The organism is Labilibaculum filiforme, from assembly GCF_002843315.1.
Classification (GTDB): domain Bacteria; phylum Bacteroidota; class Bacteroidia; order Bacteroidales; family Marinifilaceae; genus Labilibaculum; species Labilibaculum filiforme.
On the sequence record NZ_MVDD01000004.1, the window covers coordinates 305592 to 322272 of the forward strand.

Annotated in this window: 13 protein-coding genes; 4 read left to right on the forward strand and 9 right to left on the reverse strand. The window is 35.0% G+C overall.

The window, feature by feature from the left end:
* Nucleotides 1-14: 14 nt before the first annotated feature.
* The 4 genes from BZG02_RS07995 to BZG02_RS08010 all read right to left on the reverse strand — a co-directional run bounded on the left by BZG02_RS07995 (nucleotide 15) and on the right by BZG02_RS08010 (nucleotide 5041).
* Nucleotides 15-1175, reverse strand: a complete 1161-nt coding sequence (locus BZG02_RS07995) for a FecR family protein (protein WP_101260890.1) — start codon at nucleotides 1173-1175, stop codon at nucleotides 15-17.
* Nucleotides 1176-1411: 236 nt separating this feature from the next.
* The gene (locus BZG02_RS08000; RefSeq protein WP_101260891.1) at nucleotides 1412-1963 is read right to left on the reverse strand and encodes an RNA polymerase sigma-70 factor; all 552 of its coding nucleotides are present in this window, start codon (nucleotides 1961-1963) and stop codon (nucleotides 1412-1414) included.
* Nucleotides 1964-2162: 199 nt separating this feature from the next.
* On the reverse strand, nucleotides 2163-2588 hold the full coding sequence (locus BZG02_RS08005; protein ID WP_101260892.1) for a BLUF domain-containing protein: 426 nt from the start codon (nucleotides 2586-2588) through the stop codon (nucleotides 2163-2165).
* 107 nt (nucleotides 2589-2695) lie between these two features.
* Nucleotides 2696-5041, reverse strand: a complete 2346-nt coding sequence (locus BZG02_RS08010; RefSeq protein WP_101260893.1) for a TonB-dependent receptor — start codon at nucleotides 5039-5041, stop codon at nucleotides 2696-2698.
* Nucleotides 5042-5304: 263 nt separating this feature from the next.
* On the opposite strand from BZG02_RS08010, the gene BZG02_RS08015 reads away from it, so the two are divergent.
* Nucleotides 5305-6069, forward strand: a complete 765-nt coding sequence (locus BZG02_RS08015; RefSeq protein ID WP_101260894.1) for an NYN domain-containing protein — start codon at nucleotides 5305-5307, stop codon at nucleotides 6067-6069.
* Nucleotides 6070-6169: 100 nt separating this feature from the next.
* Here BZG02_RS08015 and BZG02_RS08020 read toward each other — a convergent pair whose 3' ends face one another.
* On the reverse strand, nucleotides 6170-7135 hold the full coding sequence (locus tag BZG02_RS08020; protein ID WP_101260895.1) for a PstS family phosphate ABC transporter substrate-binding protein: 966 nt from the start codon (nucleotides 7133-7135) through the stop codon (nucleotides 6170-6172).
* A gap of 578 nt (nucleotides 7136-7713) precedes the next feature.
* Between BZG02_RS08020 and BZG02_RS08025 the strand changes: the two genes are divergently transcribed.
* The 3 genes from BZG02_RS08025 (at nucleotide 7714) to BZG02_RS08035 (ending at nucleotide 12356) form a co-directional block, all read left to right on the forward strand.
* Nucleotides 7714-9234, forward strand: a complete 1521-nt coding sequence (locus BZG02_RS08025) for a carbon-nitrogen hydrolase family protein (protein WP_101260896.1) — start codon at nucleotides 7714-7716, stop codon at nucleotides 9232-9234.
* Nucleotides 9235-9667: 433 nt separating this feature from the next.
* On the forward strand, nucleotides 9668-11782 hold the full coding sequence (locus BZG02_RS08030; protein WP_101260897.1) for a tetratricopeptide repeat-containing sensor histidine kinase: 2115 nt from the start codon (nucleotides 9668-9670) through the stop codon (nucleotides 11780-11782).
* A 151-nt stretch (nucleotides 11783-11933) separates the two neighbouring features.
* Nucleotides 11934-12356, forward strand: a complete 423-nt coding sequence (locus BZG02_RS08035) for a hypothetical protein (RefSeq protein ID WP_101260898.1) — start codon at nucleotides 11934-11936, stop codon at nucleotides 12354-12356.
* 155 nt (nucleotides 12357-12511) lie between these two features.
* Here BZG02_RS08035 and BZG02_RS08040 read toward each other — a convergent pair whose 3' ends face one another.
* From BZG02_RS08040 to BZG02_RS08055, 4 genes are all read right to left on the reverse strand, one after another.
* Complete coding sequence (locus BZG02_RS08040; RefSeq protein ID WP_101260899.1) at nucleotides 12512-13096, reverse strand: indolepyruvate oxidoreductase subunit beta; 585 nt, start codon at nucleotides 13094-13096, stop codon at nucleotides 12512-12514.
* A gap of 114 nt (nucleotides 13097-13210) precedes the next feature.
* The gene (locus tag BZG02_RS08045; RefSeq protein ID WP_101260900.1) at nucleotides 13211-14827 is read right to left on the reverse strand and encodes a thiamine pyrophosphate-dependent enzyme; all 1617 of its coding nucleotides are present in this window, start codon (nucleotides 14825-14827) and stop codon (nucleotides 13211-13213) included.
* A gap of 448 nt (nucleotides 14828-15275) precedes the next feature.
* Nucleotides 15276-16067 carry an ABC transporter permease gene (locus BZG02_RS08050; protein ID WP_101260901.1) on the reverse strand — a complete coding sequence of 264 codons (792 nt, stop codon included), beginning with the start codon at nucleotides 16065-16067 and terminating at the stop codon, nucleotides 15276-15278.
* Nucleotides 16064-16660: an ABC transporter ATP-binding protein gene (locus BZG02_RS08055; protein ID WP_101260902.1), complete on the reverse strand. Its 597-nt coding sequence runs from the start codon at nucleotides 16658-16660 to the stop codon at nucleotides 16064-16066. The genes BZG02_RS08050 and BZG02_RS08055 overlap by 4 nt, the downstream gene beginning before the upstream one ends.
* Between the last annotated feature and the right edge of the window lie 21 nt (nucleotides 16661-16681).

Here is a 16681-nt window from a genome sequence, read left to right on the forward strand (position 1 = left end):
TTTTCTATTATCAGTTATTTCTTAGATACTATCATTTCTCTTTTATCTAAATCGATCTGAACTGGTGAAACTTCCTCAATCAGACTAATTAACTTATCAATATTTTCGTATCGGTTTATTACACCCGATATTCTTCTTTCTAGCAATGCTTGATCCTTACAATTTACTTCGACACCATACCATCTAGACACTTTTCGAAATACGCTACCCAAAGGTTCTTTATCAAAAAGGAATTTTCCATCCCGCCAGGCTAAAAATTCCGAAGCATCTACTTCTCGAACCTGAATTTTACTTGTATTTCTATTTAATCCTGACTGTTCGCCTGGTGCTAGAATTACATTCTTCTCTCCAAAAGCAAACTTCACTTTTCCTTCTACAAGTGTTGTTTGTATTTCGGCCTCATCGGCATAAGCCATAACATTAAACACCGTACCCAACACTTCCACCTCCGAACCATTCGCTAAATGAACAATGAAAGGCCTTTTAGCATCCTTCGCTACTTCAAAACAAGCTTCTCCTCCAAGCAATTTTAGTTCTCTCTTTCCTTTTCCAAACTCAACAGGATATTCAATACTGGTTTGAGCATTTAACTGCACTTTGGTTCCATCCGATAAAACCAATGTATATTCTCCTTGAACTGGAGTACTAATTTTATTGTATGCTAATACATCTTCAGTAGCTTCTCCGGCCTGATATACCAAACTATTATTTTGGTTACTTGCCAACTTTCCTTTTCCTGTTTTAATTTCCTTTCCCTGAAAATCTTCCAAATAAATGGTTTTCCCATTAGCAAGTTGCAAACTGGCTTTCGGGCTACCTGCCTCCACCAATACTTCATTTTGACTCCAATAAACTTCGTTAAGCAAATAAGTAGTTGCCAATAAGGGAAGCAAAAATATAGCCGCCCACTTCATCACATTTCTCAATCTAAAAATTGGACGTTCTCCTAATTCCGGTATCCGCTTTGTAATTTGGCTCCACTGTTTTTCCTCATTAATCTTCGAATAAAATTCCTGCTTTTCCTGAATGCATTTATAATCGGATGCCCTTTTATATGCACTCTCTTCTGCTCTCCCACTTTCTTTCCAAATAGTTAATTGACGAGTTTCTTCATCCGTTAACTGTCCCACCTTTTCTTTGGAAATTAGCTTTGCAATATCAAATATGTTTTTCATTTCTTTTGTGTGATTTAATTAAGAGACCCCTAAGTTTGAAAAGAGTGTTAGTGGAAATGTGTATTTTTTTGAAAAAAAATTAATTTGTGCTAAAACAGAGCGTCTTAAGCAAACAAAATCTCTATAAAACCCGCAGAATAGAAAAGCCACAGCTTTCCATCCTTAATAAGTTAAGAATTTTCGATGAATAAATTTAATCCTTGTTAAAAGGATGTGTAGAAATGCGAATAGTTCTTTTAAGCATTTAGGTCGAGAAGAATAGCAATAAGATAGACATGCTTACCCAGCTTCTCGCGTAAATCCCTATAAGCATTTAACTTATGCGATTTTATGGTATTCATTTTTAAGCCCATAATATCGGCTATTTCCTGATTTTTTAAGCCCAACAAACTATACCGAATAATTTGTTGCCTTTGCACAGGTAATTCTGCTATGAACTTATACAAGAGTCGAGATACCTCTTCGGACAAAACCTGATCGAGAAAAAACTCCTCCGACTCCAATTTAGGAAGTGTTTCTTCAAGGTATTTGGCTTTTACCTGCTCGTGCTTAATTGTATTCAAACATCTGTTTCGAACCGCACGATACAAATACACTTTTAAAGCAATCTCGTTTTGATATTCATCTTGCTTTTCCCAGAGGCTAACAAATACCTCCTGTACCAAATCTTCACTTAAACTAAGATCAGCAACAAAACCATTTGCAAAGCCAACCAATGCCTTAAAATACGAATCGAACATTTTTCGAAAATTGGATTTTGTAAGACGTATACTTGATGATTTTGTCATTTAACGATGGTTGAGTTTTGGCACTAGCACAATTGGTAAACATCTTTATTATTATTGTTTTATATGGAGATAAAAACAATACTTGAACCATTTATATATGCTCAAAGTTATTTTTTTTTTTGAAGTTACAAAACACTTCAAGTAGTGGAAACAAAAATTAATCGATACCGGAATGAAATAAAAAAACAACTATTTCAATTTATGTATAGTGGCGAAAACTATTCAAAAGCATTAGTACCTGATCGGCAATTCCTGGCAATACTTCCGAATCGTGTTCTTCGTTCATTAGTGCCGAAAATCCACGAATTTTTTCCAAATCTTTTGTCTCCACAACTCTAAAACCCATCGACCAATCGGGAAACGATCGCTCGGTAATTGGTTCTGTAAGCAGTTCAATAATATTGGTATGACGAGAATCGTTTTTAACCTGTTTAAAAAGCGTTTGTAGGGTCTCCTCTTCTCCTTCAATAACCTGAATAAAACTGCCATCCTTATAAAGTAGTAAGCCCGTAATGTTTAACTTTTTATTCTTAGCACGAATTTCACGCAAAAAATCGGATAGTTCTTTCTCGGATAAATCTCGATGGGAAATACTTATATATACGATATGAATTAGCTTCGACATTTTAGTTTTTATTTAACGATTTGTAAGGAATGGACCTCTTGTCTGTTTTATCAAGTTACGCATACTTTCCAATATCATCCTAAACTTTAAGAGTCATTAATTGGAGTTTAAAAATCAATTACAATACCAATAGTTGGAATCGCTTTTCCATCCTCCTCTTCTAACTGAATCAAATTGCGAGGATCTGCTGTGTTGCCCATATCATCTCGCTGAAGCACGTATTCGGGTGACTCGGGTGAATTACGCATTAGGATGTTTTGAATTTCGAAAAACAGATCGAGCGAAAGCTTTTTAAAATTCCACTTCTTGTCAATTCGAACGTCTAACTGACTAAAAACACCCATTTTTTCGGCTCCTAGTCGATTGTAATCCAACACAATATCCGGATAACGGGACGTAGTTGCCTCGATATTTACGGGAACATATGGAGTTTCTCCGGCAAATCGATAACGAGCGCTTAACTCCCAATTTTTATTGAGTTTGTATCCTCCGGTTAAGGAAACCAGATGACGACTGTCCCATACCGATGGTAAATATTTGTTTTTATCGAAGCCAGTAAATTCGCTATAGAAAAAGGTATAAGAGAAAATTCCGTAGAAACGATGACTCAACTTCTGCTGAAACAAAAATTCCACACCATAAGCTCGTCCGTATCCTACCGATTTCACTTCTTCGTTCCCCAAGATATTAAAATCGGCTCCTTTATTGGCCAAGGAAACCTGATCCTGAACCGAAACAGGATAATCTTTGTATCGCTTGTAAAATCCCTCAACACTTAGGTTCGACGAAGGACCAAGAATTCGCTCGATACCCAATACATAATGATCACTTTGCGTATAATCAAGCTTCTTATTTACAAACAAATTGTTTTGCTGAAATCCTAAAATAGTATAGGGCGGTAGCTTAAAGTAACGCCCAACACTTGCTTTCACCTTCCAATCGTCGGCAAATTCGTAAGACAAAGCCAATCGTGGCGAAAAAGTAGAAAACAAATCATTGCCTTGAGTAAAACTATCGCCATCGGTTCTAAAACCAAAAGAGAAATCGAGTTTCTGATCGAAAAAAGATTTAGTAGCATTTGCGAACATCCCGTACTTCATAAAATCGATTTTCGTATTGTATTGAAATCCTTCGTTACTATCTATGGTTTTATTTTCATAATCGCTTCGTTGTGCGTTAAAACCACCCGATAGTCTCCAATCTTTGGCATAATAAGTCAAACTATATCGCAATTTAGTTTCCATTTCGCGAGCATCATTTTTAAAGTACAATCCAGTCTGATTTTCATTGTCTGCGTACCTCGAAAAATCATTATCTAACAAATTATTACTGATGGTGGTTTGCATGAAACCTTTGCCGTTTTTAAACCGATTTTTCCAACTCAAACCGATGGTATTGGTGCGTTGTTCAATAAAAGGAGTCTGATCTAAAGTCGATTGTTGATCCTCATCAATAGTCCCGGAAGCATCAATGGCAAATTCGTCGATAGAACCTAATCCGATAAGGTGTAAGGTATTGTATTTATCTATTTTATGTGTGATTTTGTACTGATAATCCCAATAATCGGGACGAATGGGCAAGCCAATCATTTTAAATAGAAATTGCAGATACGATCGTCTTGCCGAAATAATGTAACTGGTTTTACTCTCCTTATTTTTTCCTTTCAATAGAGGACCTTCGTGCGTTAAAGCTGCCTCGCTGGCACTTAATCGAAAGTTGGTGTTGTGTTTTCGGTTGTTTCCCTCGCGTTGCGAAAATTGCAGTACGCCCGAAAGAGGATTATCGTACTGACTGCCAAAAGCAGAGGTGGCCAAACTTACATCATCAATAAAGGAAACATTTAAAATGCCAACCGGACCACCCGAACTACCTTGCGTGCTAAAGTGATTGATGTTGGGTATCTCTACACCATCCAAATAGTAAACCGATTCGTTGGGTGCACCTCCGCGAATAATTAAATCGTTACGAAAACCACCGGGCGAAGGCGAAATACCTGGTAATGACTGAGCAACACGAACTACATCGTTATTCCCACCGGGATAAGTTGCAATTTCGACTGCACTAAGTGTTTGTGTGGAAAGTGGCGTTTCGCGCGGGCGAGTTACTTTATTTTTATTGGATACGATTACCTCGGAAAGGTTTTGTGTTTGTTCTAAAAGTGTAAAGTTATACAGCTGATTTCCGACCGATTTAATTTCAATATTGTAACGGGTTTGTCCATCGAAACCCAAATAGCTTACCACCAAATTATAAGTACCCGGTTTTACATTCTCGATTTTATAGTACCCGTTGGTATCGGAAGTAGCTCCATTGGTGGTATTCTCCAAATATACCGAAGCTCCAATTAAAGGCAGATCGATTTTATCTTTTACGTATCCGGTAATTTCGGTTCTTACTTGCGAGTAGGCCTCAATATTGATTAAAATCAGGAGAAATATAAGGAGTTTCTTCATTGCAAAAAAGATTTTATTAGTTGTTATCAATGTATAATCCCTAAACAGTTTTGTGCCGTATTTTGTTCACAAAAAACACAATTTTCAGTTCAGCTACTAAGCTATTCCGAAGATATAAGTTTTATTAGATTCCTTCTATATTTGAGATGAATTAAAAGTAATGTTTCCCTTTCGAAACACACAACATAATACTCTTTTCGCTAAAAGGAGCTAATTTCCAAACCAAATTCTTACCTTAGTCCTATTAATAATTACAAAAAATTATGAACGAAAATAATGACTTGAACCTTGCGGTTCTGATTGATGCAGATAATATCCCATATGCGAACATTAAAGGAATGCTCGATGAAATTGCCAAACTAGGTACTCCAAGCATTAAACGCATTTATGGCGACTGGACCAAACCTACTGTTGCTGGGTGGAAACCTGCCTTACTCGAACACGCTATTACTCCCATTCAGCAATACTCCTACACCACGGGAAAAAATGCTACCGATTCGGCCATGATTATCGACGCCATGGACATTCTGCACGATGGTAAAGTGGATGGTTTTTGTTTGGTATCCAGCGATAGTGATTTTACTCGTTTGGCAACACGACTTAGAGAATCTAGAATGCTTGTAATTGGCATTGGAGAAAAGAAAACACCTAACCCCTTTATTGTGGCTTGCGATAAATTTATTTATATCGAAATTATTAGTGGCAAAAAACTTCGAGAAAAGAAGAAAGAAGCAGCCACAAATACTACAACAAGTGCTTCTGAAACACCAAAATACGACAAAATTGACAAGCAATTTGTGAACCTACTAAAAAATTCGATTGAAGATATTGCCGACGACGATGGATGGGCTTTTCTGGCAGAACTTGGTTCGTTAATCAATAAAAAGAAACCCGATTTTGATCCTCGAAACTACGGCTTTTCGAAATTAACTCCTCTAATTAAATCGATGCAACAATATTTCGAAATTGACCAACGCGATAGTGGCAAACGAAATATTAAACACATTTATGTACGCATTAAAGAGTAAAAACATAATTAATCCTGAATTGCTCCTTTGATACTTTCAAAGGAGTTTTTTTATAGACTAGACTTACTTTACAAATAAGCAATCGAAAGGCAAAATTTATTTATTTTCCGATGTGTGATAAACAGCATTGAACCTCGCTCGAATGAAGTTCCATATATCCCATTTCAGGCACTAATTTTTGCCCGTCGAGTATAATCCATTTTAAAAAATCGTGTAATTCGTTTGTGGCAGGTTTTTCCGATGCAACAAATCGTAACGGTCTATTTAATGTACACGGATATTTCCCTAACCACATTGCTCGTTGCAATCTTTCAAAAGATTCATAAAAATTTTCCTTTAGATCGAGCTGTCCATTCTGATTTAAATCTAACGGAATAATACTTACGGGATCGATAAATGTTTTTGTTTTTGAATCGAAAGAGTAAATAAAATTGCAGTAAGCAATTGCAAGCGGATCACTCTTAATGGTTTCCATTAATAAATGTTCCCCTACAATACCAATTCCTTTCAACTCCTGATTTTCAAGCCATAAATATTTAGATAATACATCGGTAGCTCCCGCCTGATCGGAACGAAGGTAAACCGATACAGGATTTTTCCCCGCTTCGCCAAATAAATCGCCCCACGTAGCTATTTCGCCAGTGAACAATTTCGCCAAATCGTCCTTTTTTATTCCATTTTTATGGATTTGAGGCCAGTACGGATTATTTTTATTGACAATTAAAACAACAGAAAGCTTGGCTACAGGAAATACCCATGCTGTTGCTTCCAATTTATCTGGCAATTCGGACGAAATCATTACCATATCGTTAGTATCCGAAAAAATTTCGGGAAGTACCTCGCCACTTCCTAAGGGAGATAAATTAAATACCACTTCAGGATGAAGTTTTTGATACTCCGTAATCCATTGCTGAACAAGGGGCAATAATGCATAAGCTCCTTTTATTCTAATTTCGCCATTATAGCTAGGCAACGATTTTTTTTCCTCTTGGGATTGTGGTTTATTATTTACACATCCTAACATCAGGATGAGAATAAAAACAAATAAACACTTTATTGTTTTCATATGATTATAATTTGTTTTTTAGTTGCCATATGGAACTTACCATGCTGGAATAATCATCTCCCTGTGTGTAGAAAGCTTTATACATGGACGTTTCATATGATTATAATTTGTTTTTTAGTTGCCATATGGAACTTACCATGCTGGAATAATCATCTCCCTGTGTGTCAAAATTACTTTGCCATGGATGTTTCATATAGCTGATAATTAATTGGTTGAAAAGAAACCGCAAGAATAAATTTACAAAATTATCGATGTATTTTCTAAGTTAATGGTGTGAGTTTTTTCAATAAACTTGATTAAATCATTTCATTATGGCAACATTATTCTTTATGTCCTAGCAGTTTTTTTTAAAACTTTTAAAACCTCCTGTAATCATGTAAGAAGCAAGAAACCCGCAATTCCCCTTCGCTAGAAAACATAAATTTAAGATTAGTTACTCTTAACACGGCTACTTAAAATCGTATTTTTATTATTTTTTTACTACTACTCAAAATATTACCAATTTTATTATATTTATTCTTTCAAAAACAGAACGATTTGTGCACTGTTGCACAACCTATTCTGCTACTATTATTAACATGCAAGAAATAGAAAACATTGAATTATCTTTTTTGAGTTTAGATGATTATCAAGAACTTAAGAAAGCAATGATTGAGTCATACACAAGTATGCCCAATTCATATTGGAGAGAACATCAAATTAAAACTTTGATCGATAATTTTCCTGATGGCCAGGTGGTTATTAAGGTAAATAATCATATTGCAGGATGTGCTTTATCAATTATTGTTGAGTATAGCGAATTTGATGACAAGCACACGTACAAAGATATAACTGGCGATTATACTTTTTCAACACATAATCCGGATGGAGATGTTTTGTATGGAGTTGATGTTTTTATTAAACCCGAATTTAGAGGTTTACGATTAGGAAGACGTTTGTACGATTATCGAAAAGAATTAAGTGAACGTTTAAATTTAAAGGGAGTCGCATTTGGCGGACGAATACCTAACTATCATAAATACTCCGACCACTTATCACCTAAAGAATACATTGCAAAAGTAAGACGAAAAGAGATTCACGATCCGGTTTTAAATTTCCAAGTTTCGAATGATTTTCATCCATCTAAAATTCTGAAAAACTATTTGGAAGGTGATGAAGATTCTAATGATTACGCGGTACTACTTGAATGGGATAACATTTACTATGAGAAGAAGAATAAAAAGCCTAGTCTCATCAAAAAAATTGTACGCCTTGGTTTAATTCAATGGCAAATGCGTTCCTACAAAACCTTAGATGAATTAATGCATCAAGCAGAATATTTTGTAGATGCTGTTTCTGGTTATCGCTCCGATTTTGCCTTATTCCCTGAATTCTTTAATGCTCCATTAATGGCCGAAAACAACCATTTATCCGAGCCCGAAGCAATACGGAAATTAGCAGAACACACAGAAACTATTGTTCAAAAATTTTCGGAACTTGCCATTTCTTATAACATCAATATAATTTCTGGTAGTATGCCCGAAATTATAAATGATCGACTTTATAATGTTGGCTACTTGTGTAGACGAGATGGTACTGTTGAACGTTACGAAAAACTACACACAACACCCGACGAGATAAAAGTTTGGGGAATGCAAAATGGATCGGAATTAAAAGTATTTGATACCGATTGTGGAAAAATCGGCATCCTAATTTGTTACGATGTTGAATTTCCTGAGTTGAGTAGATTATTAGCCGACGAAGGTATGGACATACTATTTGTTCCATTTTTAACCGATACACAAAACGGTTATTCTCGAATTAGAAACTGCGCTCAGGCCAGAGCTATCGAAAATGAGTGTTATGTTGCAATTGCTGGTAGTGTAGGTAACCTACCTAAAGTACACAACATGGATGTTCAATATGCTCAATCAATGGTATTTACACCTTGCGACTTTGCTTTTCCAGCCAATGGAATTAAAGCGGAAGCAACCCCGAATACCGAAATGATTCTTATTGCTGATGTGGATATTGACTTGCTTCGAGAACTGAACCAATTTGGAAGTGTTCGAAATTTGCGAGATCGCAGAAAAGACATCTACGAATTAAAAAAGAAATAAAATAAACTCAGAGGAGCTCAATAAATGAGCTCCTTTTTTTTCAGCCAGATATACAAGTAGTTGTATCCAATCAACCAAAAACTACTTATTTACAATAAGTCTGTTATATTTTAGGGATTATTTTCGATATGATTAGTGCCAAAATTCATTTTCCCTCCCCTAACCTTTTCAGTAATAGCATTTCACAATGCTAACGATTCAAAAAAAGCATGTACAGCTGACTTTCATAATCAAATTGGTTATTTTATACTCAAAACATCTATTATCATTAGGAGGACTCATTTTTTATATCTCCTTCCTTCAACCTACTATCAATCATAACTATGAAACACTGATTTTTACAGCCTTTTTTTCTACTTTTTGTGAACAAGTTCCCAATAATGACGTACAATTAGATCTTTAAATATTGAATTCCTTTTTTTACAGTTAAGCTATGAAAAAACTCTTTTTGTTTATCCTTCTTATTAGTTATTCCTTATCTGGTTTTAGTCAGAGTAAAATTGATAGCTTAGAAAAAGTATTAAAAGTATCTGAAGAAAAAGACAAAGCCTACATTTACTTTCTACTCGCAAAAGAAGTCTATTATAAAGATATTCTTAAAGTCGCAGCTTACTCTCAAAAAGCAGACTCATTAGCGAAAATGCATAATATAGACAGTATTCGAGTAAATGCGCTTAATATTTTATCGTATGCATCCATTCACTCAGGAAAACTTGAGCAAGCAATAATCTACAATAAAAAAGCATTTCAAATTGCAGATAGTAGTAAGCTAACCAAAGAAAGTATTTCGTCGCAATATTTTAAAGGATACTATTATTATGCTACCGGACAATCCGATAGCTCTTTATTTTTTTTAAAACAGGCATATCAAAGATCTATCGACTCAAAAGAAGCTCGCCTACAATTACAATGCATTAATACAATTGCTGCCAACTATCTCAATCAGGCAAAATATAACGATGCTCTGGAAAATTTTACCCGAGCGTACCAACTTGCAGATAGTCTTAATATTGATAAAGTACTAATTAACATATCCTTAAATATAGGCACCACTTTACTTTACAACGAGGAGTTCGATAATGCGATGAAATACTTCGAAAAAGTAATTGCCAAATCCGATTCTTTAGACGCTACCATTGCCTATGCAGCAGCCTTAACCAATATGGGAGCATGCTACACTCGTAAAGGGGAAGATGAAAAAGCTTTAGGCTTTTTCAATCGGGCTTTATTGGCCTTTAAACAGCTAAACAATTTAATTCAAGTTGGTCTTCTTTATACGAACTTAGGGCAAACCAACTACCGATTAAACAATATGGAATTGGCCTCCTCCTACCTACAAAAAGCAATAGACTTAAATAGGGCTAATAAAATTTATACTCAACTAATTATTAGTTTAATTATAGATGCAGAGGTACAGGTTACCAACCAAAATTTTAGCAAAGCAAAACTACATTTAGATGAGGCCAATGAACTCATAGACCAATACAACATAAATACCAATAAAAAAGATTTATATAGTAATTATAGCTACTACTACACTAAAACCAAACAGTTCGAAAAAGCATTAGAATACAAACAAAAAGAATTAAATGAGAAGGATAGAACTTTTACTGAAACTCGTCAGCAACAAATTTCAGAACTGGAAACTAAATTCGAAACAAAGCTGAAAGAAAATGAAAACGAAAGTCTTCGCAAAGACCTTGCTCTGCATAAATTAAACACCGAGAAGCAAACTCAAATTCGCAACTTTTTAATTATTGTTTTTCTTTTGGTTATTGTTCTGGTACTAATATTACTGAATAGAGCTCGATTAAAGAAACTATCCCATCAAATAATCGAAAATCAGAAATCGGAATTAGAAATTGCCAACAGTACAAAAGATAAGTTTTTTGCTATTATAGCACACGACTTAAGATCTCCTTTTAGCGCTTTAGTTGGTTTATGTGAACTTCTATCCCAATCTTATGAGGAAATTGGTGAAAAAGAACGCAAAATGTATATTAATGATTTGCATAATGCTTCCATGAACACCTTCAATTTACTCGAGAACCTATTAACCTGGTCGAGAATTCAACAAGGAAGTATCAAAATACATAAAGAAGAACAAGACATTTCTAGTCTAATCGCAAATATTATACAACTCACTCAGGCTGCTGCAAAGCTTAAAAACATTTCTATTATTAATTCTATTCCCCAAAATTCAATCGCTACATTTGATAAGAATTCGACTGAAACTGTGCTAATGAATTTAGTAAATAATGCAATTAAATTCACCCATGAAAAAGGAAGCATAAGCATTTCATCAGAAGAAAAAAACGGTAATTTTATTGTTGCCATCAACGATTCTGGAGTAGGTATGACAGAAAAGCAAATTACTCATCTTTTTAAAATTGACGAAAATATATCTACCCCAGGAACTAATAAGGAAACGGGAACTGGATTAGGCTTAATTCTATGCGAAGAATTTATGGAACTAAACAATGGTAAAATATGGGTAGAAAGCAAACAGGGAGAAGGATCAACCTTTTACCTCTCTTTTGAAAAATGATCCCTATTAAAATCCAAATTAATTCATCCATGATTTTCATTTTTTAGGAACTGTAATTACTACTCACCTTTCCTAAATAATCAAAGCATTTAGCAATGCAATCTCACATTTTTCGAGTAATTTAGATGTTCTTACAAAAATAGCAAGTAACATGGAACCTATATTATTAAAAAATAAAATAAATGCCGAAGATATCAATGATTTGATTCTTAAAGGAGTACACGATATGGATATTCATCCAAATAAAAGAAATGAAATAGAATTTGAAGCTACAAAACTGTCCGAATCCTTCCTAAAAGTGATCGATTACCATATGAAAAACGGAGAAAATCCCGATGCTTCCTATGCTTTTCAAATAGCCGTTAATTTTAACAATTTTACCGAGCAATACCGTCAGATTTTCGTAGAAAACTACAAAAATGATGTGTTGGTTGGTTTTGGCTTAAGTGCGATTTGGATGGGGATTTTAAACGGAATGGATGCAGAAAGTGGAATTATGCCCAATCATCCCTTTAAAAGAGAAATTGCAATTTGTCTGCGAACAATTAGTGAAATTTTAGACCATAAAGGATAAATTAAGCTCAAAGTATAAAGGTGCAAGGAATAAGTGCCATCACTAATTAAACATAGACTTTGATCCAATCATCTTACCCTTTTAAACGAATAAAAAAATCCCCGCTAGGAATAAATTCCAAACGGGGATTTTGACTTATAATAATTGAGTTTTGACTATCTATTTTCTTCCGAGAACTTGCGTCCGGCATGAAGAGCTTTAATATTCATTTCTACCACATCTTCGCCTTTTCTGCCAAATATTTTACGAATTCCTTCCTCTAAATATTCAAATGGAACATCGATAAATGGAGATGCAGCACCTAACATTACGAAATTAAACGCACGAGCTGAACCAACTTCATCCTTGGCTATTCTGTCTGCATCAATCAACACATAATTAGGCAAAGCTTTTATCGTTGCTTCCAATTCTTCCTGCTCTGGATAATCATTAATATTAATAAAAGGAGTTGAATTGGTTACTACATAACCACCCTTTTTTAAATAAGGAAGGTAACGTAATGCTTCCATTGGCTCTACCGATAGAATAATATCAGCACCGCCTTTAGGAATTAAATCGGAATAAATTGGCTTGTCAGAAATTCTCATAAACGACTGAACGTCACCACCACGCTGACTCATACCGTGAGTTTCAGCTTGTTTCATGTACAAATCGTTATCTAGAGCAGCAGAACCCAAAGCAGCGGCAATGGATAAAATCCCTTGACCACCAACACCTGCAATAACCATATCTGTTTTCATCTATTTTTGTTTTAAGTTTTTGTTCTATAAAACTTAGCAAATAATCGTCTTTCTATGTGCAGAAAGCTTCAAAAATGAAGGTTTTATAATTACTTTTCCCAGATTAATATTTAGCTAAGCTTTAGCTGCAGCTCTTGCTTTCTTAATTTTTTGATCCCGAATATTTTTCTGTACACATATTCTTCGAGGGATAATTACAGAAACACCCTTATATTCAATCTCTTTACGGAAAATATCTTTTATTTCTTCGTGTTTTTTAGGCACAGGAAGTAAAACATGCAAATGTTCCTTCTCTACTCCTAAACCTTCGCAAATTGCTTCCAATTTTCCTTTTGCCGATGACTTTTGACCACCTGTCATAGAAATGGATTCATTATCAGAAATAATTACGGTAATTGGCGTCTTTTCATTAATCGCATCCAATAAACCAGTCATTCCCGAATGAGTAAAAGTTGAATCTCCAATAACTGCTACCGAAGGAATTAATCCGGCATCAGCCGCACCTTTAGCCATGGTAATTGATGCTCCCATATCTACGCAAGAGTTAATTGCATTAAATGGAGGCAAGGCACCTAAAGTGTAACATCCTATATCTGCAAATACACGACCTGAACCATACTCTGCAATTACTTCATTCAATGCTTTATACACATCTATATGACTACATCCAACACACAATGCTGGCGGACGAGCAGCAACGATACTTGGTATTTCAAGACTTTCTTCAATTTTAAATCCAAGCGCTCTTCCCACCATATCAGGAGTCAATTCACCATCGCGCGAAAGAGTACCATCTAAACGACCTACAACCGATTCTTTTTCTAAGTATCCCTTCAGTAATTCTTCAATCACCGGATAACCTTCTTCTAAAACCATCACTTTATCGCACTCGCTGGTGATTTTATGAATCATGGTACGAGGTATTGGGTACTGACTGATTTTAACTACAGGATAAGGACAATCTCCATTTGGATAGTTTTCCATTAAATAATTATATCCTAATCCGCAAGCAATAATACCCATCGACTTATCGGTACCCTTGGTATATGAATTAAAAGCGGAATCTTCCGAAGCTGCTTCGAATTTTTCCTGATTACTTAACAACATTTTGTAACGCTTTCGTGCGATACCAGGAAGTAATACAAATTGCAATTTATCTTCGGGAAGTTTTAATTTGTTTTGAGCCGTAAGCGTAGTGGCTCTAGCAATTCCCGCTCTCGAGTGAGCCAAACGAGTCGTAATTCTCATCAATACCGGAATCTCACAAGCTTCCGATAATTCGAACCCAAAACGAGACATATCGTAAGCTTCCTGCTGATTTGAAGGCTCTAAAATTGGCATCATTGCAAATTTACCATACACTCGAGAATCCTGCTCATTTTGAGAAGAGTGCATCGATGGATCATCGGCAACTACAATCAGCATTCCTCCATTTGCTCCTGTAATAGCGGCATTCATAAAACAATCGGCAGCAACGTTTAATCCAACGTGCTTCATACAAACCATTGCTCTTTTTCCTGCATACGACATTCCTAAAGCTGATTCCATGGCTGTTTTTTCATTAGCAGCCCAATCGCTATGAATGTTTAATTCTCTTGCTTGTTTCGAATGTTGAATGTACTCGGTAATTTCAGTAGAAGGTGTTCCCGGATACGCATAAACTCCAGACATTCCACCATCAATTGCTCCTTGAGCAATGGCTTCGACGCCTAATAATAAAGATTTTTGCATGTTATGTTTGTTTAACTATTTTGGTTAATCTATAAGTTACAACACTTCGAAAATATAAAGTGCCTAATTATATAATTATTGATGTACTAAAACATCAATTACAATTATTTGAAAAACAGAATGAAAATTTGATCACAAGGATCGAGGAAGGGAGTGGGTTTTATAGTCCACCAAATAACTTTAAATATCCAACTAGATATGCATTCACAAAATAATATATGGCAGCTAATTCCATCTTACAGCTTATAATTTGTAACAAAAATGACCTTTGTTTCTAATAATTGTTGCTAAAATACCAATATTTGATTTAAAATCAATAAAAGAAAACCAAAAGCATGGAGTTTAGAACTGTTTCAAATAACGAAAACGGTTGCATCAAAACACGTCGAAATCCGTTTCTATTGACTAACAGCATACTACACCAAAAACTTCGATATAGTGAGAAGTTTTATTTTTTAAATAAATTGGATTTAATTCGACCAAAAGAATCGAAGGCAAAACGATTTGCCAAAAGAATACTAAGCATTAAATTAATGGAGCAACCAACAAATATCGCAAGCATAATTAATATCTGATACTTAATCGCAACCACGGGCGAACTTCCACCTAAAATTTGTCCTGTCATCATTCCTGGTAGGGAAATTAAACCAATAACCGACATGCTTGCAATTAACGGATTTAAACCACTTTTTATGGCCGATCGAATAAATGGTGCTAGAGAATTCTTTCTACTATTTCCATTTATCAGCAAAAAATAATACAATTCTTGTTCTTTCGATAAACGATTAAAATAATTGCTGATACCAACAATATTGTGGTTGAGAGCATTTCCCAAAACCATACCTGATATCGGAATAAAATATCTAGCATCAAAAACATAATCGAGACGAATCACAAAACCAAGAAAGAAGGCATCTAAAATTAAGATACTTATGAAACCTGAAATAGCAAAGGGAAGAATGAAAAAACGGTAGGTCAGTCCTGCCCGCTTAATAGTAGTAAAAGTTCCAACCAATATCATTACACTAACCCAAGCAACATTTACCCAGGCATTGTTCCATTCAAAAATATATTCTAAATAAAAAGCTATCAAGGAAAGTTGTATCACCATCCGAAACAAAGCAATAAGCGTTTCTTTAACAATTTTTACTTGAAAGTAGATAAAACCAACTATTGGAATAATCATTAACAAAAATCCCAAAGCCAAGCTCTCTATTCCTATGTCAACAATTTCTTTCATAGTTCTATAGTTCGGTCGCAAAAGTCAAGCCATTTCTTATTATGAGAGGTAGAAACTATGGTTTTGTTTGGCAAGGAACCTAATGTTGCAAACAGCAAATCAATGGAATAATCATCCAATGCCGAAACAGGTTCATCTAAAAGAATAATTGGTTTATCAAGACTTAAACATGCAGCTAAAACAATTCTTTGTTTCTGTCCGCCACTAATCTCATTAAAACTCCTATCGCCTCCATACTCCTTTACTCCTAATTGCTCTAAAAATTGATTAAATTTTCTTATTTGCTCCTCCTTCATTTGCAACAAAACAACTAGTTCATCAGCCGAATCAACTGGTAAATTGCTATTTTGAGGCAACCATATCATTTTGTTCCGAATAGTAGCAATGGTATCACTATTCAAATCTAAACCATCTACTTGAATTTTACCGGATTGTGGTATCATAAAACCCATTAGCACTTTTAGCAAACTTGACTTTCCTTTACCCGATGGTCCGCTAATACAAACCGACTCGCCTGTTGCTACTTCGAAACTAAAATTTTCACATACAATTTGCTTAGGAAAACTTAAGTTAATATTCTCACATTTTATCATATTCCCGTTCTATTCTATAAA